The organism is Nocardiopsis metallicus, assembly GCF_014201115.1.
GTDB lineage: Bacteria > Actinomycetota > Actinomycetes > Streptosporangiales > Streptosporangiaceae > Nocardiopsis > Nocardiopsis metallicus.
Genome location: NZ_JACHDO010000001.1, coordinates 762,877 through 785,978 on the forward strand (window position 1 = coordinate 762,877; position 23,102 = coordinate 785,978).

General features: G+C 70.3%; 21 protein-coding genes. 10 read left to right on the top strand and 11 right to left on the bottom strand.

What is annotated here, in order from left to right:
• Positions 1-29: 29 nt before the first annotated feature.
• Positions 30-383: a hypothetical protein gene (locus tag HNR07_RS03300; protein WP_184361772.1), complete on the top strand. Its 354-nt coding sequence runs from the start codon at positions 30-32 to the stop codon at positions 381-383.
• On the opposite strand, the gene HNR07_RS03305 is transcribed toward HNR07_RS03300, so the two are convergent.
• From HNR07_RS03305 to yczE, 5 genes are all read right to left on the bottom strand, one after another.
• On the bottom strand, positions 369-3,596 hold the full coding sequence (locus tag HNR07_RS03305; RefSeq protein ID WP_184361773.1) for an NACHT domain-containing protein: 3,228 nt from the start codon (positions 3,594-3,596) through the stop codon (positions 369-371). The two genes, HNR07_RS03300 and HNR07_RS03305, sit on opposite strands and share 15 nt — an antisense overlap.
• Positions 3,597-3,711: 115 nt before the next feature.
• Complete coding sequence (locus HNR07_RS03310) at positions 3,712-4,386, bottom strand: uracil-DNA glycosylase (RefSeq protein ID WP_184361774.1); 675 nt, start codon at positions 4,384-4,386, stop codon at positions 3,712-3,714.
• Between the two features lie 63 nt (positions 4,387-4,449).
• Entirely contained in the window at positions 4,450-4,617 is a 168-nt protein-coding gene (locus HNR07_RS03315; RefSeq protein ID WP_184361775.1) for a helix-turn-helix domain-containing protein, read from the bottom strand.
• Positions 4,618-4,718: 101 nt separating this feature from the next.
• Entirely contained in the window at positions 4,719-6,524 is a 1,806-nt protein-coding gene (locus tag HNR07_RS03320; protein WP_246420693.1) for a glycoside hydrolase family 15 protein, read from the bottom strand.
• A gap of 418 nt (positions 6,525-6,942) precedes the next feature.
• Complete coding sequence (gene yczE / locus HNR07_RS03325; protein ID WP_184361776.1) at positions 6,943-7,623, bottom strand: membrane protein YczE; 681 nt, start codon at positions 7,621-7,623, stop codon at positions 6,943-6,945.
• A gap of 174 nt (positions 7,624-7,797) precedes the next feature.
• Between yczE and yczR the strand changes: the two genes are divergently transcribed.
• Positions 7,798-9,258: a MocR-like transcription factor YczR gene (gene yczR / locus HNR07_RS03330; protein WP_184361777.1), complete on the top strand. Its 1,461-nt coding sequence runs from the start codon at positions 7,798-7,800 to the stop codon at positions 9,256-9,258.
• 121 nt (positions 9,259-9,379) lie between these two features.
• Here yczR and HNR07_RS03335 read toward each other — a convergent pair whose 3' ends face one another.
• A complete protein-coding gene (locus tag HNR07_RS03335) occupies positions 9,380-10,201 on the bottom strand; it encodes an alpha/beta hydrolase (RefSeq protein WP_184361779.1) in 822 nt (273 codons plus the stop codon).
• A 310-nt stretch (positions 10,202-10,511) separates the two neighbouring features.
• Here HNR07_RS03335 and moaA point away from each other — a divergent pair, with 310 nt between their 5' ends.
• From moaA to HNR07_RS03355, 4 genes are all read left to right on the top strand, one after another.
• Complete coding sequence (moaA, locus tag HNR07_RS03340) at positions 10,512-11,519, top strand: GTP 3',8-cyclase MoaA (protein WP_184371374.1); 1,008 nt, start codon at positions 10,512-10,514, stop codon at positions 11,517-11,519.
• 149 nt (positions 11,520-11,668) lie between these two features.
• A complete protein-coding gene (locus HNR07_RS03345; protein WP_184361781.1) occupies positions 11,669-12,856 on the top strand; it encodes an RtcB family protein in 1,188 nt (395 codons plus the stop codon).
• 40 nt (positions 12,857-12,896) lie between these two features.
• The gene (gene mobA / locus HNR07_RS03350) at positions 12,897-13,487 is read left to right on the top strand and encodes a molybdenum cofactor guanylyltransferase (RefSeq protein WP_376769900.1); all 591 of its coding nucleotides are present in this window, start codon (positions 12,897-12,899) and stop codon (positions 13,485-13,487) included.
• A 344-nt stretch (positions 13,488-13,831) separates the two neighbouring features.
• Complete coding sequence (locus HNR07_RS03355; RefSeq protein WP_184361785.1) at positions 13,832-14,077, top strand: hypothetical protein; 246 nt, start codon at positions 13,832-13,834, stop codon at positions 14,075-14,077.
• 145 nt (positions 14,078-14,222) lie between these two features.
• Here HNR07_RS03355 and HNR07_RS03360 read toward each other — a convergent pair whose 3' ends face one another.
• Positions 14,223-14,435 (bottom strand): hypothetical protein, encoded by a 213-nt coding sequence (locus HNR07_RS03360; RefSeq protein ID WP_017582973.1) that lies wholly within the window; start codon positions 14,433-14,435, stop codon positions 14,223-14,225.
• Positions 14,436-14,688: 253 nt separating this feature from the next.
• A complete protein-coding gene (locus HNR07_RS03365) occupies positions 14,689-15,498 on the bottom strand; it encodes a transposase family protein (protein ID WP_184371353.1) in 810 nt (269 codons plus the stop codon).
• A gap of 463 nt (positions 15,499-15,961) precedes the next feature.
• Here HNR07_RS03365 and HNR07_RS03370 point away from each other — a divergent pair, with 463 nt between their 5' ends.
• The gene (locus HNR07_RS03370; RefSeq protein WP_017582972.1) at positions 15,962-16,171 is read left to right on the top strand and encodes a dodecin; all 210 of its coding nucleotides are present in this window, start codon (positions 15,962-15,964) and stop codon (positions 16,169-16,171) included.
• A 125-nt stretch (positions 16,172-16,296) separates the two neighbouring features.
• On the opposite strand, the gene HNR07_RS03375 is transcribed toward HNR07_RS03370, so the two are convergent.
• From HNR07_RS03375 to HNR07_RS03385, 3 genes are all read right to left on the bottom strand, one after another.
• Complete coding sequence (locus HNR07_RS03375) at positions 16,297-17,091, bottom strand: hypothetical protein (protein ID WP_184361787.1); 795 nt, start codon at positions 17,089-17,091, stop codon at positions 16,297-16,299.
• A 180-nt stretch (positions 17,092-17,271) separates the two neighbouring features.
• Entirely contained in the window at positions 17,272-18,063 is a 792-nt protein-coding gene (locus tag HNR07_RS03380; protein ID WP_184361789.1) for a cell wall anchor protein, read from the bottom strand.
• Between the two features lie 126 nt (positions 18,064-18,189).
• Positions 18,190-19,758: an LCP family protein gene (locus tag HNR07_RS03385; protein WP_184361791.1), complete on the bottom strand. Its 1,569-nt coding sequence runs from the start codon at positions 19,756-19,758 to the stop codon at positions 18,190-18,192.
• Between the two features lie 505 nt (positions 19,759-20,263).
• Here HNR07_RS03385 and HNR07_RS03390 point away from each other — a divergent pair.
• The 3 genes from HNR07_RS03390 (at position 20,264) to HNR07_RS03400 (ending at position 23,080) form a co-directional block, all read left to right on the top strand.
• The gene (locus tag HNR07_RS03390) at positions 20,264-21,172 is read left to right on the top strand and encodes an Lrp/AsnC family transcriptional regulator (RefSeq protein WP_184361793.1); all 909 of its coding nucleotides are present in this window, start codon (positions 20,264-20,266) and stop codon (positions 21,170-21,172) included.
• 96 nt (positions 21,173-21,268) lie between these two features.
• Entirely contained in the window at positions 21,269-22,162 is an 894-nt protein-coding gene (gene folP / locus HNR07_RS03395) for a dihydropteroate synthase (RefSeq protein WP_184361795.1), read from the top strand.
• 174 nt (positions 22,163-22,336) lie between these two features.
• Positions 22,337-23,080 (top strand): RraA family protein, encoded by a 744-nt coding sequence (locus HNR07_RS03400; RefSeq protein WP_184371377.1) that lies wholly within the window; start codon positions 22,337-22,339, stop codon positions 23,078-23,080.
• The last annotated feature ends 22 nt before the right edge of the window (positions 23,081-23,102 follow it).

Here is a 23,102-nt window from a genome sequence, read left to right on the forward strand (position 1 = left end):
GCCCGGCGAGGACCGGGCCGCGTGTCGCGGTGCTGGAGGGCGTCGGTCCGAGGCCGATGTGGTTGGGCTCGGGCTCCGACCACGCCTCCCACACCTCCCGCTGGCCGCTCACCGCCGTCGCAGCGAAGCGGGTCGAGATGGAGCTCCTGACTCGGCGGTCCGAGCATGCCGCTCACCCCGGACCCGACCGGCTCGCGCGGGCCGGGGCCGCTCATGGCGTGCACAGGACGCACGCCCGGAGCGCGGTCGGCTCCAGCGGCGGCCTGATCCGCTTCTTCGGGCTGGGCCGCTGGTTGCGCGCCGCCAACGGAGCGGAACTGAAACCGCCTGGGTTCGGGGCGCAAGCGGGCAGCCCCTGCACGCGCGGATCAGGGGCCGGCTGAACCCGAGGGAGGCTTGGGTGGTTTGCCCGGGCGGAAGGGCACCGAGGGGGCGACCCGCGTGAGTGAGGCGGACGGATCGTCCGCCTTGAGGAGGCCTCGCTCTTCCCAGCGCAAGAGCAGGGACTGGTCCCCGTGCTCGAGGTGAGGGCGCAGCTGGTCCAGCAGAGCGCGCACGGAAGCATACGGAGCACTGATGACGTCCGTGCAGCGGTTGAGGAAACCCACCACCTCCTTCTCCAGGAGAGTCCTGCCGACGAGCCGGGCGGGCCACAGCCGCAGGTCCTCCGCCGCCTGGCGTAGGATGAGCAGTTCGATCCGGCCCAGGGATGTGGGGGCCAACAGGCGCTTGTAGCTCTGGAGGCGTTCGGCCACCCGCGCGTCGTCGAGCTCGCCGACCGGTTCCAGGCGGAGCCGGAGCACCTCATGAGCCTCCACCCAGGCGCTGCCGTCCTCGTCCGCGTACCAGGTGCCCAGGTCCTCTGAGACGTAGCGCAGGTACGGGGTCAGGATCGTGGCCAGCCGGGAGGCCGTCCCGTTGGCGCGCATCGCGGTGGACCGGAGCAGGCGGGAGGCCACCGTCCCGTAGGAGACCTCCACTGTGTAGGGGTTGAGGGTTGCCGGGGCACCGGGGGAGTCCGCACGGAGCTCGAAGCCGACGCACTCACCGAGGTTCACGGGCTCCTGCCGTTCGCGGCTCAGCGCACTGTAGGGCCGCTCACCCTCCCAGTAACCGATGTGGCGCATCCGTGCCAAGTCGAGGATCCCGAACCACTGGGACGCGGGCAGTGCCCGCCACAACGACACCGTCCGCCGCCAGGAGTGCCACGGGTCGCCGCCTTCGGGGTACAGGCTTTCCAGGGGGATGGGTTCTTCGCTCACCAGCACCAGCAGAGTGACCAGGTTCGCCGTGTACCGGGCCTCGCGCGAGGTAACCGGCAGCCTTTCGGGTTCGTACTCGGCGAAGGAACGATTGGGCGCGGGGAAGGGCGCTTCCCGGAAGAGCTCCAGCAGTAGCTCCCGGAACTCCGCGCGCAGATCCGGCTCCTCCTTCAGACGCCGGGTCAGCAACTCCTCCACAAAGGCCACCACCTTGTCCCGACCCGCGTAGGCGGCGAAGGAAGCCAGTGCGTAGAGCTCGCCGTCGTCCAGCTGCAGAGCCCTGCTCCGGCGGCGGGAGGCCCGGGCGCGGTCCTCGGCCAGCTCCTCCAGGGCCGCGACCACCATGCGGGCCACCAGGTACTCGCCGAAGGTGGCGTGCAGGAACTCGAAGGCGCTGTCGGTCCCGTCGGTAGACCTGGAGCGCGCCTGGTGGACGAAGAAGAAGCGGCCCAGCACCTGATGGGCGGGGGCGATCTGGCCGTGCAGGTCGGCGTCGTCCGGAGCCTGGGCCGCTTCGGGCATCAGGACGGCCAGGTCCTTGTCCAGCTCCTCGGCGCGCACGCTCTGACGGCCCCGGGCGAACATCGCCATCGCGGCCACCTCGAGGCGGCGCAGTTCGTCCTCGGCCGCTCGCTCCAGATCTCTCCCGCCCAGGTAAGGCCGGTGTTTTTCCACTTCACGTCGGGCGAACATCTTCAACAGCCGCTCGTACAGTTCTCCGAGCGAGAGCGTGCCCGAGGCCGTGAGCAGCGCGTTGTCGTGAGCGTCGTAGACCAACAACATGATCAGCAACAGGGGCTGCTCGGCCAGGTCGCGGTAGCGTAGCACCACCTCCTGGGTGAGCGGGCTCAGTCCGGAGGCCCGGAAGGCACCGGCGTTGGCCCGGTTCCACACCTGGAGCATCTGCTCGATCTGGCCGTCATCGAAGGGTTCCAAGCGGATGACGGTGGTTCCGGTGGGGAACCGTGTCCGGTCAGCTACGAGGGTCCGGCTGGTGACGATCACCGCTACCGGTTCGCCCATGCCCTCTTGTCTTTCCTGGAATTCCTGGACCCGCTCCAGGTAGTCGGAGCGGTCCACTCCGGTCGCCTGGAGCAGTTCGTCGAAGCCGTCCAGGATGATCACCGGCAGTGCACCTTCGGTGTCGTCGGACAGTTCCCGCCAGGACACACAGGTGTGCAGGTCGGCTGCCAGACCCTCCTCGATCTGGGCGTGCAGCGGCGCGTTCGGGCTGACCGCCCGCAGTTCCACCCGGATCGGCAGGAAGTCCTCAGGAGGCAGTCTCGCCGCGAGCATCTCGGTGAACTTGGACTTGCCCGCACCGGGGTGGCCGAGGAGCACCACTGGTTTGCGGGTGGCGACGGGATGGGTGAGCAGGGCGGCGGTGAAAGGTTGCAGGTCGTTCTGGACCGGTCTGGGCTCCCACCAGTCGGCGCGGGAGGGGGAGTCGTGGGAACCGTCCACGTAGGCGACCCGGCCGCGCGGGGGAACGTACGCCTCCCGCAGTGTCGGCGGGGCGAGCCCGGCGGTGGCATCGTTCGAGCGCAGTATCGGTCGGTTCAGGACCGACTGGTAGGCGGCGGTGAGCTCCCGCCTGCGGCGTGAGACCGAGCGCCCCGAAGCGAACTGCGAGAGCCTTTCGTGCAGACCGGTCAGGCCGGTTCCGATCTCTCGCCGTGTCCTCGAATGCTCCTGGACGTGCATCCACAGGCCGAACTCGGGGACCTGCGCTCCGAGCCGTACAAGCGCGGCGTCGAGACCCCTGCGGGCGAGCGGAGGGACGAAATCGTAGAGCTTGCCCAGGAGTGAGTGCTTTTCAGGGGTGAGCCCGTGCCGCTCCGCCACCTCCAGCCCCAAGGTGAACTCGACGAAGGCGTCGTTCAGGCGGAAGAAGAGGAACTCGGCTGCTGCCTCGGTCGGCTCGGGTTGGTTCACCCTGAAAGTGGGCGACATGTAGCTGACCGAGTCCAGGTGTTCACCGAGGACCGCGAACTGCTCCTCGGTGGTGACCTCCAAGTCCGCCAGGGTGAAGGGCGCCTCCTGGACACGCAGCGACTCTTCGACCGCTTCGAAGAATGTCGTGACCACCAGGACCTTGTACGCGGCCTCGATCTTCTCCGTCCTGGACAGCCTGCTCTGGCCCCGGAGCTTGCCGCCCAAGCCCTCCAGCGCCTTGCGGCCCCTGCTCACCAGGGCGCCCCGGACCCCGAACACGTCGGGGACCCCCACCAACCCCAGGCCGCCGTCGGCGACCTTCTCCGCGAGGTCCAGGACCTCAGAGTCGTTCTTGCCGAGGATCTTCAGGGCGTCGCTGTAGGTGAGCCGTTTCGCCATCGGTTCGGGCCTCTTCCGCGTTCGGGGTGCCAGGGGGGTGGGAAGGCGATCGGACCCGGCATCAGGGGAGACGCCGAGTCCGCGGGGCAGGAGCGGTTCTAGGGGTTGTGTCCTCTTACGGCAGCTGCCAGTTCACCGGTTCGGCGCCCTGTTCGGTCAGCATCTGGTTGGTCCGGCTGAAGGGCTTGGACCCGAAGAAGCCGTTGCGGGCGGAGAGGGGGCTCGGGTGGGCGGACTCCACGCAGGGGATGCCCGGCATCATCGGGCGCAGGTTGCGGGCGTCGCGCCCCCAGAGGATGGCCACCAGCGGCTTGCCGCGCTCGGCCAGGGCGCGGATGGCCTGTTCGGTGACGACCTCCCAACCCTTGCCCCGGTGCGAGCCGGGGTTGCCGGGGGCCACCGTCAACACCCTGTTGAGCAGCAGCACGCCCTGCTCCGTCCACGGAGTGAGGTCGCCGTTGGAGGGCATAGGAACGCCCAGGTCCTCACCCATCTCCTTGTAGATGTTGCGCAGGCTCGCGGGCAGCCGCACCTCCGGAGCCACCGAGAAGCTCAGGCCCACCGCGTTGCCGGGGGTCGGGTAGGGGTCCTGGCCCACGATAAGCACGCGCACGTCCTCGAAGGGCTGTTGGAAGGCGCGCAGCACGTTGTCCCCGGCGGGCAGGTAGGTGCGTCCCTCGGCGACCTCCTGGCGGAGGAAGTCACCCATAGCGGCGATCTGCGGGGCGACCGGCTCCAGCGCCTTCGCCCAGCCGCTGTCCATGATCTCGTTCAGGTCCCTGTTCGGCATGGCCAGAACACTAGTGCCAGACAGCGACAACCAGTACCGCTCCGGACGATCGAGGCGACGGTCTCACCTTGATGCCCGAAGTTCGGCGAAGGCCTCACGCAGGTAGTCACGGACGGCCTGTTCGGGAACCCGGTGGCAACGGCCGATCCGCATGGCGGGCAGAACGCCTGAGTGCGCCATGCGGTAGGCGGTCATCTTCGAGACCCGCGTGATGGCGGCCACCTCGGCCACGGTCAGGATACGAACCTGATCCGACGGTGGCGGCGAACGCCCCCGCGCACCGCCACGGGGGCGTCCCTCTCAGTCCTTCGGACCGCTCCGTGTCCTTCGCGCTACTCCGCGCGCCAGCCGCCCTGGCGGTCGGCGAGGTTGAGGGCCGTGGTCACCAGCGGGACGTGACTGAAGGCCTGCGGGAAGTTGCCCACCTGGCGGCCCGCCCCGGGATCCCACTCCTCGGCGAGCAGCCCGACGTCGTTGCGCAGGGCCAGCAGCCGCTCGAACAGCTCCTTCGCCTCGTCCTGGCGGCCGATGGACAGCAGCGCGTTGGCCATCCAGAAGCTGCACGCCAGGAAGGCGCCCTCGTCGCCGGGCAGCTGGTCGGCGGAGTTCTCCAGGTCCGTGCGGTAACGCAGGACGAAGCCGTCCACCATGAGGTCCTCGCGGACCGCCTCGATGGTGCCGACCACGCGCGGGTCGTCGTAGGGGAGGAAGCCGACCTCGGGAATGAGCAGCAGGGCCGCGTCCAGCTCCTTGCTGCCGTAGTACTGGGTGAAGGTGTTGCGCTGGGGGTCGTAGCCGTACTCGCACACCTCGGCGTGGATGGTGTCGCGCAGGGCCTTCCACCGTTCGATGGGGCCCTCCTTGCCGAACTCCTCGATGCTGCGCACCGCGCGGTCGGCGGCCACCCACGCCATGACCTTGGAGTGGACGAAGTGCTGTCGGGGGCCGCGCACCTCCCACAGTCCTTCGTCGGGCTCGTCCCAGCACCACTCGAGGTAGTTGACCAGTGAGCGCTGGAGACCCCACAGGTAGTCGCCGCCCCGGATGCCCGAGCGCCGGGCCAGGTGCAGCACGTCCATGACCTCGCCGTACACGTCGAGCTGGTACTGGCCCACCGCGGCGTTGCCGATCCGGACCGGGCTGGAGTCCTCGTAGCCGGGCAGCCACTCGGCCTCCCACTCGGTGAGGCGGCGCTCGCCCCGGATGCCGTACATGATCTGCATCAGCTGGGGTTCCCCGGCCACGGAGCGCACCAGCCACTCGCGCCAGTCCCGGGCCTCGTCGGTGTACCCGGAGCGGATCAGCGCTTCGAGGGTGATGGTGGCGTCGCGCAGCCAGCAGTAGCGGTAGTCCCAGTTGCGGACCCCGCCGATCTCCTCGGGCAGCGAGGTGGTCGGCGCGGCCACGATCCCGCCGGTGGGCCGGTAGGTGAGGCCCTTGAGGGTGATGAGGGAGCGCACCACCGCTTCGCGGTAGGGGCCGTCGTAGGTGCACTGGTCCACCCACTTCTCCCAGAAGCGTTCGGTGCGGGAGAGGGCCTTCTCCGCGTCCAGGTGGTCGGACTCCTCCACCTGGGAGGGGTGCCAGGTCATCACGAACGGCACGCGCTGGCCCTCGGTGACGGCGAAGGTGGCGTCGTGGGTGAAGTTGTGGCCCTGGAGGAAGATGGGGCTGCTCAGCCAGATGGCGTCGGGTCCGGCGATGGCCACCAGCTCGGTCCCGGACCGGTGCACCCACGGCACCACGTGGCCGTAGTCGAAGCGGATGCGCATGGAGGTGCTCATCCGCACGGTCCCGCGCAGCCCCTCCACGATCCGCACGATGTGCGGGGCCCCGCCGCGCGGGGGCATGAAGTCGATGACCCGAACGGAGCCGGTCTCGGTGTCCCACTCCTGCTCGAGGATGAGGGTCTCGCCCCGGTAGTGGCGTCGGTCGGCCCGCGGCTCGCCGTCAGCGGGGCGCAGGCACCAGCTGCCGTTCTGGTCGTCGCCGAGGAGGGCGGCGAAACAGGCAGAGGAGTCGAAGTCGGGAAGACACGCCCAGTCGATGGAACCGTCCCGCCCGACCAGCGCGGCGGTCTGCATGTCGCCGATCATTGCGTAGTCTTCAATCCAGCCGGGCACGCGGCTCACCCCCAACACGTCGTCATTGTTTCTGCGATGGCGCGAGTCGCCCCGTTGCCACGGGGTGCTTCGCTTCTTCGCGAACCGCCGCGCGCACGCCCGTGTGCGCGCCCCGTCGGGGTCTGTCGCCCGACCCGCCTCCAGGTCGGGGCGCCGTTCGGACCCTGTCTCCCCCAGACCGCCCGCCGCTGCCTCATATCCGGGTATGTGCCCAGGTGAGGGCAGGCGTAAAGGACGGTCATGGAAAGTGTCCGAACCCGGCCCTGTGCCGTTTACCGCGGTCCTATCTTCCATGCTCTGAGCTGGCCTGGCTACCCACGAATGCACGTGCATCTGGACGTGCGCGAGGTATGTCAGGGAATGGGTGGCTTTCTGCGGGGAGAAGTTATGACGCGGTGATCAACCGACGATGACGAGACGGCGAACCGAAGTGCTAACGGCCCGACGGAGTAGGGTTTGCCGGCGTTTCCTCGGGCATCCGCATCATCGGGAGGAACACCTGTGCCAGCGGTCCGATCGCCACCATGAATACCACGGTCCCCACGCCCACGGTCCCGCCGAGGAGGAAGCCGGACAGCGCCACGGTCACCTCGATGAGGGTGCGGGCCAGCCGGATCGAGAGGCCGCGCGCGGCCAGTCCGGTCATCAGTCCGTCCCGCGGCCCCGGGCCCAGCCCGACCCCGATGTAGCAGCCGCTCGCGATCCCGCAGACCAGTACGCCCGAGACCAGCAGGAGGACGCGCAGGGGGAGGGAGTCGGTCGCGGGCAGCAGCCACAGGGACACGTCGACGGACACGCCGACCATGACCACGTTGCTCAGCGTGCCCAGCCCGGCCTTCTGGCGCAGCGGGATCCACAGCAGCATCAGCAGGGCGCCGACGATCACGCTCCACGTGCCGATCGACAGTCCGGTCTGCAGGGACAGGCCCTGGTGCAGCACGTCCCAGGGCATCGCGCCCAGGTCGGAGCGGATGAGCAGGGCCCCGCTGAGACCGAACATGTACAGGCCGAGGTAGAGCTGGGCGAGGCGACGCAGTCGGGGGCGCGGTAGTACCGGGGTGATCAGCAACTGGCGGATCAGGCGTAAGCCCAGGCTCCGGGGCTGTTCGGACACGTTCGACCTCTGCTTTCGGGCGTACCGGTTCCCAGGCCGGTGAAGTTAAAGGTGGGGTGATTGGATGACCAACCATCGAGGGGGCCACCTCGGTATCGTGGCTCAAACAGGGCCGGGATTGAAGAGCCAATCCCACCAACTGGCCTGATTTGCCCCCCGACGAGGTGAAGATCCATGGTGAGACAGCGCACCGACCGTCCCGGAACCGGCGGCGGAACCCGGCGGATCAACGGTCGGCTGCTCGCCCGGCTGATCGGTGAGGCCCCGGTCGAACGCCCCTACTACCTGGCGATCGCCCGTGCCGTCAGCGGGCTGGTCCTGGACGGCCGCGTCCCCACCCACACCCGGCTCCCGGCCGAACGCGATCTGGCCACCGCCCTGGGGGTGAGCCGCAACACCGTCACCGCCGCCTACGCCTGGCTGCGCGACAACAGTTTCCTGGACAGTCGGCAGGGCGCGGGCAGCTGGACGGTCCTGCCCGACTCCGCTACCCGCGGGCCCGCCCCGTTCGTGCCCGCCGCCGAACAGATCGACCTCGGCGTGGCCGCGCCCCCGGCCGTCGACGGGCTGCGCGACGCCTCCTTCCACGCCTCGGAGCAACTGGCCGCGCACGTGGGCGGGATCGGCTACTACCCCTACGGCCTGCCCGAACTCCGCCACGCCATCGCCCGACGCTATGTCGAGCGGGGTCTGCCCACCACCCCGGAGCAGATCTTCGTCACCAGCGGCGCCCAGCAGGGCGTCACCCTGGCCATGGACCTGTTGGTGCAGGAGGGCGACGAGGTTCTGATGGAGACGCCCACCTACCCGCACGGCCTGGACGCGGCCCGCCGCAACGGCGCCCGCATCCGCACCACCGGAGTGACCCCGCAGGGCTGGGACATGGAGTACCTGGTGGACGCCTTCCGCCAGCGCAGACCCTCCGCGGCCTACATGATCCCGGACTTCCAGAACCCCACCGGCGCGCTCATGGACGACGACGAACGCCGGATCCTGGTCCGGGAGGCCCGGCGCGCCGGGACCCACCTCATCATCGACGAGTCCGGCGCCGAGCTAGCCATCGACTCTGGTGACCTGCCCGCCCCGGTGGCCGCGCACGACACCGACGGGCGGGTACTGACCGTGGGTTCGGTGGCCAAGCTGTTCTGGGGCGGGCTGCGGGTGGGATGGGTGCGCGCCACCCCGCCGATGGTCACCCGGATCATGGCGATCCGCCAGCGCTTCGACCTTGCCGGTTCGGTGCACGACCAGCTCACCGCCACCCACCTGCTCGCCGACGTGCTGCGGATCCGCGCCGAACGCAGCCGTCAGCTGCGCCGCAACCGCGACGCGCTCCTGGTCGCGCTGCGCGAGCGCCTGCCGGACTGGCGGCCCAGTACGCCCGGTGGCGGCCTGGTGCTGTGGGCGGCCCTGCCGTACCCGGTCGCCACGTCACTGGCCGAGGTCGCGATCCGGCACGGCGTGCACCCCGCGGCCGGACCGCTGTTCGGCGCGGACGGGACCCTGGAGCGGTACCTGCGCCTGGCCTACACCCGGCCGCCGGACGTGCTGGCCGACGCGGTGGAGCGGTTGGCCGCGGCCTACGCCGAGACCCTGGCCCACCCCACCCAACCGCGCGGCCAGCTCTACGTCTGAACGGCACCCCGCCACTTCCCCCGTGACGCTTCTTGCTACCAGGAGCACGTTCGGCGCCTCGGGTTTCAGCGGCTCAGCGCTCCTGGTAGCAAGAGCACGCGAAATCGGGGGAGGCCCGGGGTCAGAGGGAGAAGCGGTGGGCGAAGCGGATCACCTCGCCGAGCACCTCGTCGCGGTTGGTCTCGTTGAAGACCTCGTGCCGGGCGCCGGGGAAGATCCGCGCGGTGACGTCCTCGCCCGCCACCGCCTCGATGCCGACCTTCGTGTCGGACACCGGAACCAGCTGGTCCTCGTGCCCGTGTACCCACAGCAGGGGGAGGGAGCCCAGACTGCCCGCGCTGTTGCCCCGCTCCAGCTCGGTGAGCAGGGCGTTGACCGTGGTCCGCTTGAAGGGGCCGTGCCAGACCAGCTCGTCGGCCTCGTAGGCCTCGCCGACCGCCGGGTCCCGGGAGAGGGTGGCGGGGTCGATGGGGGCGTCGGGGATCACCTCGGCCGCGGCGAGCCGTTCGGCCGCGGTCCATCGGCCCAGGACCGGCCCGGACAGCACCAGCGCCTGCACCGAGCCCGGGTACACCTGGGCGTATCGGGTGGCGATCATGCCGCCCATGGAATGGCCGATCAGGACCAGCGGCAGGCTGCGGTAGGCGGTGCGCGCCTGGGTGAGGACACGGTGCACGTCCTCGACCACCCCGGCGTAGTCGTCGATCAGGACCCGCTCCCCGGAGGACCCGCCGTGGCCGCGGTGGTCGGCCCCGTAGACCACCGCTCCGGCGGCGCACAGGTCCCGGGCGACCTGCTCGTAGCGGCCCAGGTGTTCGCCGTAGCCGTGCACGAGCACGGCCAGCCAGGTCGGTTCGCCCTCGGCGGGCGCCCAGGCCCGTGCCGCCAGTCTCCCGGACCCGTCCGGCCCGCCGGCCAGACCCCACTCACGTGTGCTGATCACCGTGTCCTGCCTCCTCGCTGCCGCTTCCGTCTGCGACGATCGGATGGTCGCCGCCGGAGTGGTCACCCTAGAACACCGGGCCCGGGGGCCGGAGGGCATCGCCTGTGTAACGATCGACGCCGCTGCCTTGGGTCAAAGGCCAGACTGGGCAGCCAACTCTCGTGTGTGCCAACGAAATATGCCAAAAGGTGTGATTAGGGCTACACACCGTGAAACTGGATCTTCTACGCTTAAGGATGGGTATCCCTCGGGTGGGTGCAATTTCGTGTACTTCCTGCTCGGCAATCTCAGACTGGAGAGGGTGACGTCCGTGCTGGCCGACTCCTATGGCCGCGTGGCAACAGACCTGCGCGTGTCGCTCACCGACCGCTGCAACCTCAGATGTACCTACTGCATGCCCCCGGAAGGGTTGGAGTGGCTCCCCAAGGCGGAGCTGCTCACCGACGACGAACTCCTGCGCCTGATCCGCATCGGGACCACGCGGCTCGGCATCGAGGAGATCCGCTTCACCGGCGGAGAACCCCTGCTGCGTCGGGGTCTGCCGGGCCTCGTCGCCGGAAGCACCGCCCTCACGCCCCGCCCGCACACCGCGCTGACCACCAACGGGATCGGGCTCGCCCGGATGGCACCCGCCCTGGCCGAGGCCGGACTGGACCGGGTCAACGTCTCCCTGGACACCCTCGACCCCGTCGTGTTCGAGAAGCTCGCCCGGCGCCGCCGACTCGACGACGTCCTGGAGGGGATGGCCGCCGCCGCACGCGCCGGACTCACCCCGGTCAAGGTCAACGCCGTGCTCATGCGCGACGTCAACGATCACGAGGCCGCCGACCTCCTCCGCTTCTGCGTGGAGCACGGCTACGAGCTCCGCTTCATCGAACAGATGCCCCTGGACGCCCAGCACGGCTGGCGCCGCGACACCATGATCACCGCCGACGAGATCCTCACACGGCTGGAGGCCGAGTTCGACCTCGACCCCGCCGACACCGAAACCCGCGGCAGCGCGCCCGCGGAGCTCTTCCGTCTGCGCGGTCAGTGCTTCCCCAACGGCGAGCCCGCCACCGTGGGCGTCATCGGCTCGGTCACCCGCCCGTTCTGCGGGGCCTGCGACCGGGTCCGGCTCACCGCCGACGGCCAGATCCGCAACTGCCTCTTCGCCCGGGAGGAGTCCGACCTGCGCACGCCCCTGCGCGAGGGTGCCACCGACGACGAGATCGCCGACCGCTGGCGGGCCGCGGTCATGGCCAAGCTCCCCGGCCACGGCATCAACGACCCGAGCTTCCTCCAACCGGCCCGCCCGATGTCCGCGATCGGCGGCTGACCCCGCGCTCCGGACCCCGCCGCGCTCGCGCGCGAACACGCCGAACCGCAATAAACCGGTTGCCTCCCCCCGGGCCCCTCTGACTTGATGTTCCGGGGCACAGAACACGTCGGTGCCCCGGGGCTCGAACAGAAACGGGAGGTGGCCCCATGTCCTACACCGAAGTACCCGGCGAGCGCGTTCCCATCCGCATGTGGGCCGACCCGGCGCAGGTCGAGTCCGCCGCCATGGACCAGCTCCGCAACGTCACCCGGATGCCCTGGACGCACGGGCTGGCCGTCATGCCCGACGTCCACTACGGCAAGGGCGCCACGGTCGGCTCGGTGATCGCCATGCGCGACGCCGTCAGCCCGGCGGCCGTGGGCGTCGACATCGGTTGCGGGATGACCGCGGTCCGCACCGGCCTGAGCGCCGAACGACTTCCCGACGACCTCGGCCCCCTGCGCTCGGCCCTGGAAGCGGCGATCCCGGTCGGCTTCAACTCCCATGACACCCCCGTCGACCCCGCCCGGATCCCCGGCCTGAAGGGCACCGGCTGGGACGGTTTCTGGGGCGGTTTCGACGACCTCGCCTCCGCCGTGCGCCCCCGCCACGAGCGCGCCCGTCGCCAGATGGGCACCCTGGGCGGCGGCAACCACTTCCTGGAGGTGTGCCTGGATGACGACGGAGCCGTCTGGCTGGTCCTGCACTCCGGCTCCCGCAACATCGGCAAGGAGCTGGCCGACCACCACATCTCCCAGGCGCAGGCGCTGCCGCACAACCAGGACCTGCCCGACCGCGACCTCGCCGTGTTCCTGACCGGGACCCCGGAGATGGACGCCTACCGCCGCGACTTGTTCTGGGCGCAGGACTACGCCCGCCGCAACCGTGACGTCATGATGGGCCTGGCCTGCCAGGTCCTGGCCAACCGGATCCCCGGGACCACGTTCGAACAGCGCATCTCCTGCCATCACAACTACGTGGCGGAGGAGACCTACGACGGCGTGGACGTGCTCGTCACCCGCAAGGGGGCGATCCGTGCCGGTTCAGGGGACTTCGGTGTGATTCCGGGCAGCATGGCCACCGGGACCTACATCGTGAAGGGCCTGGGCAACCCGGCCTCCTTCAACTCCGCCTCGCACGGCGCCGGACGCCGGATGAGCCGGAACAAGGCCCGCAAGACCTTCACGGAGGCCGACCTGATCGAGCAGACCAAGGGTGTGGAGTGCCGCAAGGACCGGGGCGTGGTGGACGAGATCCCGGCCGCCTACAAGGACCTGGAGTCGGTGATCGAGGCCCAGACCGACCTGGTCGAGGTGGTCGCCCACCTGCGCCAGGTGGTGTGCGTCAAGGGCTGAGCCGGTGTGGGCGCACGCCGGGACACGGGTGCATGCTGGGGTGATGGAGAACCTGCACGCCGTGGTGCTGGCCGGAGGGGCGGCGACCCGCATGGGCGGCGCCGACAAACCCGGCCTGACCGTCGCCGGACGCACCCTGCTGGAACACGTGGTCGCCACTGTTCGCGCTCACGACCCGAACGCGGGCGTGACGGTGGTCGGCCCCGAACGTGAGAGCCCCCGGGCCCGCTACGTCCGCGAGGACCCGCCCGGGGACGGCCCCGTCCCGGCCCTGCGCGCTGGGTTGTCCCAAGTGAGCGCCGCCTGGGTGGCCCTGCTCGCCGCCGACCTGCCCCACCTCAACCCGGGCCACCTCGCCGCACTGGCCGGGGCTGCCGGGGAAGGCGCGGACGCGGGTTCGGCGGGCGCCGTCTTCGTGGACGCCGGCGGCCGGGAGCAGTGGCTCACCGGGATCTGGCACACCGAGGCCCTGCGCGCCGCGCTGGCCGATTACACGGGACGCTCGCTCTACCGGTTGCTCGGCCCGCTGAAGCCCGTCCACGTGCCGCTTGCCGACGCCCCCGCCGACTTCGACGTGGACACCCCCGAGGTCCTGGAACGCGTCCGCCGGGCCCTGGACCGGCCGGGGTGAACCGTTGCTGATTCTGTAGCCGAACATCAGCATCCCGAACATTTGTGCCCGTAGGGTCCGTGAAGGCGGCGGCCGCGCCTGCCAGGCCGGTGCTGTGGCCTCCTGTGAGTTGTCCGCCGGCCGCCCGAGCGGCCCCGCGGTGCGAGCTGGGCTGTGGTGCGGTTCGGCCGCCGGGGTCCAGGGCGAACACGAACGCCTGGACCACGTGTCCGGGACGGGCTCGAACCCCCGCTCGACCCGCCTCTTCTGCCGCTTCTCCCCAGGCGGGAGGACCCAGGCCGCGGGCCCTGGCCTGGCGGTCCTGCACGCGGGTGGTCTGTGATGACAGAAGTAGGTGTTCGTCGATGAATCACGGAACAGGTCGCGATCCCCAGCACCTGGCGGAGGCTGCCCGGCTCACCGACGCCCTCTTCCACGCGCGGGCACGGGAAGGGGCGGGCACTGAGGAACTGGTGGCCGTGCTCGCCACCGTGCTGGAACAGCTCGCCGGCCACCCGCTGTCCCTGATCGGCTGGCTGCGGAACCTGGTGCGTCCGGTGGTGTCCGGGCTCACGGCGCGCGGGAGCGGTGAAGGCGAGGCCCCACTCTGACGGGGCTGCTCCTGGAGCGGGCGCGGCGCATCCGGGGCCCGAAGGAGTGGCGGCGGGGGAGTGCGGTCACGGCCGGGTGCGTGAACTGGTCCGCGCGGTCTCCCCGGGGTGAGGGGTTCGGGCGCGGGCTGGCAGCGCCCCGGAGCTAGCCCTCGAACTCGGCCATGGGGACGGTCTCGCGCAGGAAGCCGCGCAGGTCCAGGAAGTTGGCGAGATAGTCGCGGTGCTCGTCGCAGGCCACCCATACCTTGCGGCGGTCGGGGGTGTGCAGCTTGGGATTGTTCCATACCAGGGCCCACTCGGCGGGCGCCTTGCAGCTCTTGCGTGAGCAGTGTGCGTCCGGTGCGGTATTACCCAATGCAGATCCCCAGGAGACAAAGCGGATTCGGTGGTCAAGCCCCGGCCACGGACGGGTATTCACGCCGACCGGGTGCGGACAAAAGGCGACGCCGGGTGGTTACGGGGGCAAACCACCCGGCGTCGCAGCGATGTTTCGACGGGGGCTCGAAACATCGTCCCGCGCTTCGACGGGGGACCGAAGCGCTAGGACCTAATGTACACCGCTGCCCCCCGGGGTACGTCAAGAGTCAGTGAGGTTTTCTCAGCGAAGATCATTTCCACTGCCTGTTGAGGACAAGAGCCGCACGGGCGATGTCTCCGATCCGGCTCGGGCTAAGCGTGACGTACTTCAGCGTCCGCCAGCGCTCCTTGAGTTCGGCGGCGGTGCGCTCACCGAGCGCACGCACGTGCCGCAACAGCGCGTTATACATCCGTGTGTCCACGTGCAGAGCCCCTTCGCCCTGGCCCGTAGGGCGCTTGATGGGGGTGTGCACGCCGATACCGGCGCCTTGGTAGCCCTTGTCAGCCAGGGTGGGCAGGCCCTCGGCCGCTGCCTTGTACAGGGCGGGCAGGGCGTGGAGGCGGGCGGCGGTGATGTCGGGGGTGGATCCGGGCTCGACTGCGGAGACCCACAGCGGGGTGCCGTCCGGTGCGGATAGGAACTGGATGTTGCCGCCGAAGGCCTTGTGTTTTTGGCTGAACCACAGGTCGTTGCCGTTCTCGCGGACGCCCGCGAGGCGGTCGGAGGCGATCAGCGTGCCGTCCAAGACTACGCGCGCTATCCCTTCGTTGTGGCAATTGGCCAAGACTTCGTGCAGGTCGGGGGCCTGGCCGGCGAGGACGTCGATGCCTTCGTGTAGGTAGCGGTAGCTGGTGGCCTGGGAGATTCCGGCGTCACGGGCCAGGCAGTGCACACAGCCGCGCTCACGGAACCAGCGCAGCACCAGCACCGCTTGGCGGAACGGCCCGAGTGCCCGTGAGCCCTTCGGAGTGGCGATGCTTCGGCGGTGGGCGGCCAGGTGTCGGGCGAGGAACTCGACGATGTGGCGTGGGACGTCGAGGGTGGCAGAATAGGTGACCAACGTGAAGCCTCTGGTGGTTACGGACATGATCTTGTGGTGAGACCTGTCCTACCAGGGGCTTTACGTCTGCTCGCATCCAGGTGCCACTCGTCCGGCCCGGCGGGGATCCGAAAATCACCCTGCTCCGCAGAGATCATTTCGCTGAGAAAACCTCAGTTACGACGTTGTCTCGGGAGAGTCCCGCGGGAGAGGGCCCTAAGTCCCAGGTCAGGACTTATCTGGCACTCCCGCTTCCCCTTCGTCTCATTATTCGATCCCCGCAACACCCGCCCCTGGGGTCAAGCGAGCCTCAGCCGGGGCCAAAGTCCTCGGAAAGAATCGGCAAAGTGCTCGGATCCGTTCTCCGGAAAGGTGCGCGGAGGAAATCAGGGTGCCCGTGTGGCGGGCGGGGATTGCGGGGAGGCAGGGTACGGGACCGGGTTTGGCCCGGCCGCACCACCACCGACTCAGCAGGGGGTCAACCATGACCGACCACACCTACCGCGTCACGGAGATCGTCGGTACCTCGACCGAGGGTGTCGACCAGGCCATCCGCAACGGCATCCAGCGGGCCTCGGCCACGTTGCGCGGGCTCGACTGGTTCGAGGTCACCCAGGTCCGCGGGCACATCGAGGACGGCGCCGTCGCCCACTTCCAGGTGGGGCTCAAGGTCGGCTTCCGCCTGGACGACTGACCGTCCGCCCACCGCCGCCCGCCAGGGCACACGAGCAGGGCCCGGGCCACCGCCTGAGTTCCAGCGGTGGTCCGGGCCCGTCGCCGCCGGGATGAATCCTGGTGCCCGGCCCCGGGGCCGGGCCCTCAGGCGTCGGCGCTGGGGTCTGTTCCGCGCAGCACGTCCACGTGGACGTGGTCCAGGTGGCGCAGGATCTCGTTGTCCGGGTCGGCGTCGTAGTGGCGCCAGCCCATCGACGGGTACCGCGTGCTCCAGATCTTGTCGTCGAAGATGATGACGTCGATCTTGTACTCGGGGGCGTGCGCGATCAGCCAGTGCGCGAGCAGCCATCCCTCACGGCGGTTGTCCTCGTTGACCGGCCGGTAGAAGATGTCGAGCGCGCGGCCCTCGTAGTGCGCCGAACCCTCACCGTGGCCGCTGTCGTAGCCGCCGGGCACGTACCCGCCGATGCTGGTGTCGGCGAAGTGTGCCTCGATGCCCGCCTTCATGGCCTCGGTGCGCGGGGTCATGCCCGAGGGCAGTTCCTCCTCGAACTCGACATCCTCACCCGAGTAGCGGCAGCTCATGGACGGTCCCGCGTCGTCCTCGGGGCCGTTGACGAGGGCGTCCATGACCTCGTCGGGGATGTCGTCGACATCGGGCTGCTCGACGGGGGCGCTGTCCCCCTGGTTGATCACGGCCGCGGCGGTACTGGCCCGCTGAGCCTGGTCGCGGTCGAGCTTGATCTGTTCCTCGCCGGTCCACACCGAGCACTCGGGCCCCCACGGTGCGGAGACGGGGAAGATCCGCTCCTGGTTCTCCACCACCCATCGGGTGCCCAACACGCCGACCGTGGCCAGGACGGCCAGGATCGCCACGGACAGGATGAGCCCGTGCCATCGGCGGTGCGCCATGGCGGACCCGGTGGATCTGTGTGTCATGGACTCTGCCCCTCCACGCCGGGGACGGGCGGCCGCGCCGCCGTCGACGTCCCGGGCGCCAGTGTCTTCACGGCTCCCTGCGGGATGCTCCGTCTATGGGACACATCGGACACGGCTCCCATTCCCGACTGTGACCGGAATCAACTCGGAAACCGTAAACGAAACACGGGGTGGGGCCGGTCACAGGGTCGGCCACAGCACCGACCAGAGGACGAAGACCCCGCCCAGGACCAGTGTCAGCGCCCAGATCCGGTCCATGGTCACGCCCTTCCAGCGCAGCGCGTGCACTCCGAGGAAGTCGTAGGCGATCAGCGCCGCCACTGCGGCGGCCGCCAGCATGGCCAGGGTGTGCACCCCGGTGGCGGCGAGCCCGAGCACCGTGGCGTCCCACAGGCTCCAAGCGGCCTCTCCGGCCTCTCCGGCCTGCGCGGCCCCACCGGTCCCGCCGACTGTCTCACCCGGATCCGCACCGCCCGCCCAGGGCCCCTCCGCCGCGGCCACGGTCTCGGCCTCCGTTCCCCGGCTTTCTGTCGCATGCCCCCCGTGTCCGCCGCCGTCCACGTGCGTGTGGTGGAGCTGACCGGCCAGGACCGGCATCAGCATCAACCCGGCGCCGTGTGCCGAGGACATCAGGAAGGACCAGGCGGTCAGCTGCCACAGGGGCAGTCGCACCTCGCGCCAGTGGAAGTGCCGCCGCGACAGCAGCATCACCAGCCCCACCAGGACGATCACGCCTGCGCCGAGCACCGGGAACAGGACCGAGGCCGTGGCCGAACCCGTGACGGTGATCACCACCGCCGCCACGGCGACACTGGCCGCGTGCCCCACGGCGATCGCGGGCAGGGCCCGCAGGACCTGGCGGCGACCGCCCTCCTGCAACCCCCTGCTGACGGCGAGCAACCACCCCATGCCGGGGTGTAGCCCGTGGAAGGCGCCCAAGGCGACGAGAGTCCAGAGCTGTGCTGTGGTCACCGCGCCAGCGTCACACGCCCGATCGGGGGTGACAACGGTCGGTGGCCAGCTGACCGACACCGGCCACCCGGGGGCTCCGGGGTTTGCCGGAACCCCCAGGGGGTGTCATTTCCGGAGGGGCGGGGGCTAGGGGCAGATGGCGTTGAGGTCGGTGGCCTCCGAGCCGACCTGGCGGCCCGGGTCGGCGGGGGAGGGCTCGTCCAGACCGGTGTAGCGCTGCCACTCGGTCCGCTCGTCATCCTCCCACTCCTGCCATTCCTCGAGGGTCGGGTCCTGGATCTGCTCAGGGCCCTCGACGCCCTCCTCGGCGCCGTCACCGGAAGCCGAGGGGGAGGGCTCCGAGGACAGGTCGTCGCCCTGTTCCTCGCTGGCTCCGATCGCCTCCCGGACCAGTTCCTTGATCTCGTCCCAGTCCGGGTTGCCGGTGGACACCTGCGGCGGGGACAGCTGGAGCGCGCTCATGTCGCCGTGGTCGGTCAGCAGGTCGGCCAGCTCGATGAAGGCCGGCACCTTCGTCTGCGGGATGTCGGTGCTCAGCGTCCGCTTGGTGGCCCCGGCCAACTGCCGGTAGCTGGTCAGCACGGTGGTCGGGTCGACCTGCTCCGCCACGTACTTGACCAGGCAGCCCTGGCGGCCCATCCGCCCGTAGTCGTCCGAGCCGATCCGCGAACGGCCGTACCAGAGCGCCTCGTGGCCGTCCAGGAGCTGGTAGCCGGGCTCCAGGACTCCGCCGTGCACCCCGTACGGGATGGGCTCCTCGATGCGTACCCGCACGCCGCCCACGGCGTCGATCAGGTCGCGGAAGCCCATCATGTCGACCATCGCGTAGTACTCGACGTCCAGGCCGATGTTGTACCCGACCACCTTCTTGAGGGTGTCGGCGGCCGGGTCGGAGGAGAGCGGGTTGAGCGCCAGCTCGTCGGGGTCGTCGGCGACCGCCTGGTAGAGGTCGTTGAGCAGCAGGTTGAACCCGTACGGCTCCGGGTAGCGCTCGGCGAGCTCGCTGCCCTCGGGGAACTGGATGTTCTCCAGGTTGCGGGGCAGGCCCACCAGCACCGCGTCACCGGTCTCGGTGTCCAGACTGGCCACCATCATGGTGTCGGTGCGCACCCCGTACCGCTCGTCCGCCGCGTCCGAGCCGATCAGCATCACGTTGACCCGGTCCGCGCCGTTCCAGGGGTCGGCGGCGTCGTGCGGCGGCAGGTCGTCGCGCTCGGGGGCGTCGAAGACCGAGCCCAGCGTCTCGTAGGCCGTGTACCCGCCGTGCAGGGCCCAGGCCGCCGGGGCGCCCACGGTCGCGCACAGGAGCAGGACCACGACGCCGCCCAGGAGCCGCTGGCCGAACTTCGCGCCCTCGGGCCGGGTGATTGCCCACGAGTGCACGATCACGGTCAGCCACAGCACCGCGACCACGAACACGGCGCCCATCGCGCCGAGCAACCAGCGGTCCTGCACGGCCATCCCGGTCAGTACCGTCGCGGCGCCCGCCTCGTGCGCGCCGAGCCGGACCAGCCAGAGGGCCAGGGCCGCGATACCCAGCAAGTAGGCGCCGAGGATCACCATCCCGGCACCCCTGCGCCCCATGCGCAGGTGCGCTGCACCTGGGAGGGGAAGAGACGCGGCGGTCCACAGCAGCGCCCCTCCCGTGCCCGGGCGCGCGGGCGCCTTCTCCGGCCGCTCGTCCTCCGCTGCCACCAGCGATTCCTCTCAAGCCGCGGGGCGATGACGACTGCTCCGTCCTGGTACTCCTGTGTACTCGCCACGGTCGCCGGGTGGCGGTCACTTCTCCTGCCGTCGTGCCCTTTCCCAGGTACACGTAGGGGAACGACCCGTTGGTTCCCGGGGTTCCGGATCTCCCGGTGCCCGCGTCGGCACCCGTGGGGCGTGGAGCCGCCCCCTCGCGGTGCGCCGGGGGTAGCCCCGGCAGGCCTCGCACGGGTCCGTGAGATCAGTGTGGCGCTTTGCGGGGGTTGTGTGCACAGTGGTCACCTCATCAGGGGTGTTCTATACAAGTCTGTTATGTGGTCGAGAGGGTTCGGTTGGGGCATTGAACGACGCTCCCGGGCCGGTCAAAGGGGTGAATCAACCGATTTCTTTCGCGATCGGTAGTGAAGAGGCGCCACAACTGCGATGATCTGCCCGGAGGAGGGGGCGTCGTCCGGGGGTAAGGACGGCGTCATGGGAACGAAAGGCAACCATCGTGCTCGATGCGGTTGACGCCGCGCTCATGCGGGCGTTGCAGGGGGACGGCAGAGCGACGTTCCAGGCCCTGGCCGACGGAGTGGGCCTGTCCCGGACTGCGGTACGCGCCAGGGTGCGCCAGCTCGTGCAGTCGGGGGCGATCAGAATCGTCGGAGTGTTGCACGCCGGTGTGGTGGGCATGGAGGTCCTCGGCCACGTGTCGTTCCGCGTCAGCGGCCCGGTCGGTCCGCTGCTGGAAGCGCTGGGGGAACGCGAGGCCGTGACCTTCGCGGCGCAGTCGGCCGGGAGGTTCCCGGCCATCGCGCAGGTCCGGGTGGCCGACGACGCGGCTCTCACCAAGGAGCTCACCGAGCTGCGCTCACTGCCGGGCGTGGACGGCGCGGAGGTCTTCCGCGCCAACGCCGTGTACAAGGACGCCCACAGCAGTGTGCGTGAACTACGCGACATCGAGTTGGACGCGCTGGACTGGCGTCTGGTGCGCAAACTACTCAAGGACGGACGCGCCTCGTACGCCGACCTGGCCCGCCAGGTCGGGCTCTCACAGGCCGCGGCCCGTTCACGGGTGGTGCGGCTGCTCAACTCGGGCGTGGTCCACGTGACCGCGCTGGTGGAGCCCTCGGCGGTGGGCGCCAACGAGCAGCTGGGCTTCGGCCTGCGCTGTCGCGGTGACGCCGACGCGCTGGGGACCGCCATGGCCAACATGGGCCGGATCTCGTTCCTGGCCAGCGGTTTCGGTCGTTACGACGTGATCGGCACCCTGACCGCTCCGGATCGCTGCCAGCTGGTGGAGGCCCTGGAGCGGATCCGGGGAACGGCGGGGGTGGCCCACGTGGAGACGTGGGACTACCTCCAGGTGCGCAAGGAGCGCCGGGGCGGTGAACGCTCCGCCGGTTGGGTGCCCGCCTGAGAGGTACCTACCTGAGGTGCCCGTCCGAACCCGGGGCAGGGGGCCGGTCGCCCGGCCCCCTGCCCCGGGCTCTTCGTGATGCCCCAGGATGGAGCCATGGTGACGGAACCGGTTGTGCCGGACGAGGCAGGAAAACGGCCCCTGGCGGACACACGACCCCCGGCGGGAACACTGAGGCTGCGCGGGCAGACGTTCGCGGGCCGCCGATACGCGGTGATGGGGGTGATCAACCGGACCCCGGACTCCTTCTACGACCGGGGTGCCACCTACGCCCTGGAGGCCGCGCTGGCCTCGGCCGACCACGCCGTGGCGGCGGGGGTGGACATCATCGACGTCGGCGGGGTCAAGGCCGGTTACGGCGCCCACGTGGACGAGGCCGAGGAGATCCGTCGCACGGTGCCGTTCGTGCGCGAGCTGCGCGACCGCTACCCCGGGGTGGTGATCTCGGTGGACACCTGGCGGGCCGAGGTGGGCCGCGCCGTCGCCGTGGCCGGGGCGGACATGATCAACGACACCTGGGCCGGTGCCGAGCCGGACCTGGCCCGGGTGGCCGCGGAGTACGGCACCGGGCTGGTGTGCAGCCACAGCGGTGGACTGGCCCCGCGCACCGACCCCCACCGCGTCCGCTACGACGACGTGGTGGCCGATGTCGTGTCCGGTGTGTGCGCCCTGGCCGAACGCGCGGTGTCGGTGGGGGTGCGCCCGGACGGGGTGATGATCGACCCCACCCACGACTTCGGCAAGAACACCTACCACTCACTCGAACTCACGCGCCGCCTCGGCGAGCTGTCGGCCACCGGCTGGCCGGTGCTGGTGGCGGTCTCCAACAAGGACTTCGTGGGGGAGACCCTCCGGGCCGGGGTCACCGAGCGCGGTGACGGGACTCTGGCCACCCTGGCCGTCTCCGCCCGTGAGGGGGCCCGGGTCTTTCGCGTGCACGACGTCGCCGCTGCCCGAGCCGCCCTTGACGCGGTGGCGGCGGTCGGCTGAGTCTGTTTCGAGTTCCTGTGTAACCATCGGTAGCAGTTTTTACGTGTTTCGGGCTGATATGGCTTGCGTCACGCTTAAGTTACCGGCGAGTATAGAGGGGGCCGGTTCGAGCCGGCCGCACCGGGCGCGGGTGTAATGGAGGCTGACGTGGCGCTTGCGAAGACGTTGACGGCTGTGGGAACGGTGGCACTGGCCCGCTGCGGAGGGCGTCCGTTCGGGACTCACCTCTTCTCCGTCTGGCCGGGGGCCGCGTTCGCCGCGACCGCCTTCCCCGTCCGCTGCTCGCCGGGGGACAACCTGGCGCTGCACGTCGCCGTGGCCCAGGCCCCGCCGGGGTCCGCCCTGGTGGTGGACGTCTCCGGCGAGCCCGAGTACGGCTACGTGGACGAGATCCTCGCGGTGGCGGCGCGCACCAAGGGCGTGGCCGGGATCATCCTGGACGGCTGCGTACGCGACATCGCCGCCATCGCCCACTGCGAGCTCCCGGTCTTCGGCGCCGGGGTGGCCGTCCGCGAGGCCGGGCACGACGCGGGCGGCTCCGTGGGCCAGCAGATCAACATGGACGCGAGCGGTCCCGCCCCGCTGCCGGTGCGCCGGGGCGACTGGATCGTGGCCGACGACGACGGCGTGGTCTGCCTGCCCCGGGGGCAGGTGAGCGCGATCATCGCCGAGACCATGGAGAACGTCAGCCGCGAGCGGGAGATCATCGACGCGGTCTGCGCCGGGGAGAGCACCTTGGACCTGCTGGGCCTGGACCCCTCCAGGGTGACTGGCTGGGACGGCGGCGCCGACCAGGCCGGGCGGTGCGGTCGGCCGCGCTCGTTGAACGCCCGCCGCGAGGGCCGCGCGGCGGAGGGACACCCCCGCCCGAGACTGGGTCCGCGCTCCGCCGTGGGCGACGTCTACGGCGGCGACTGACCCCTCTGGAGGCGGATACCAG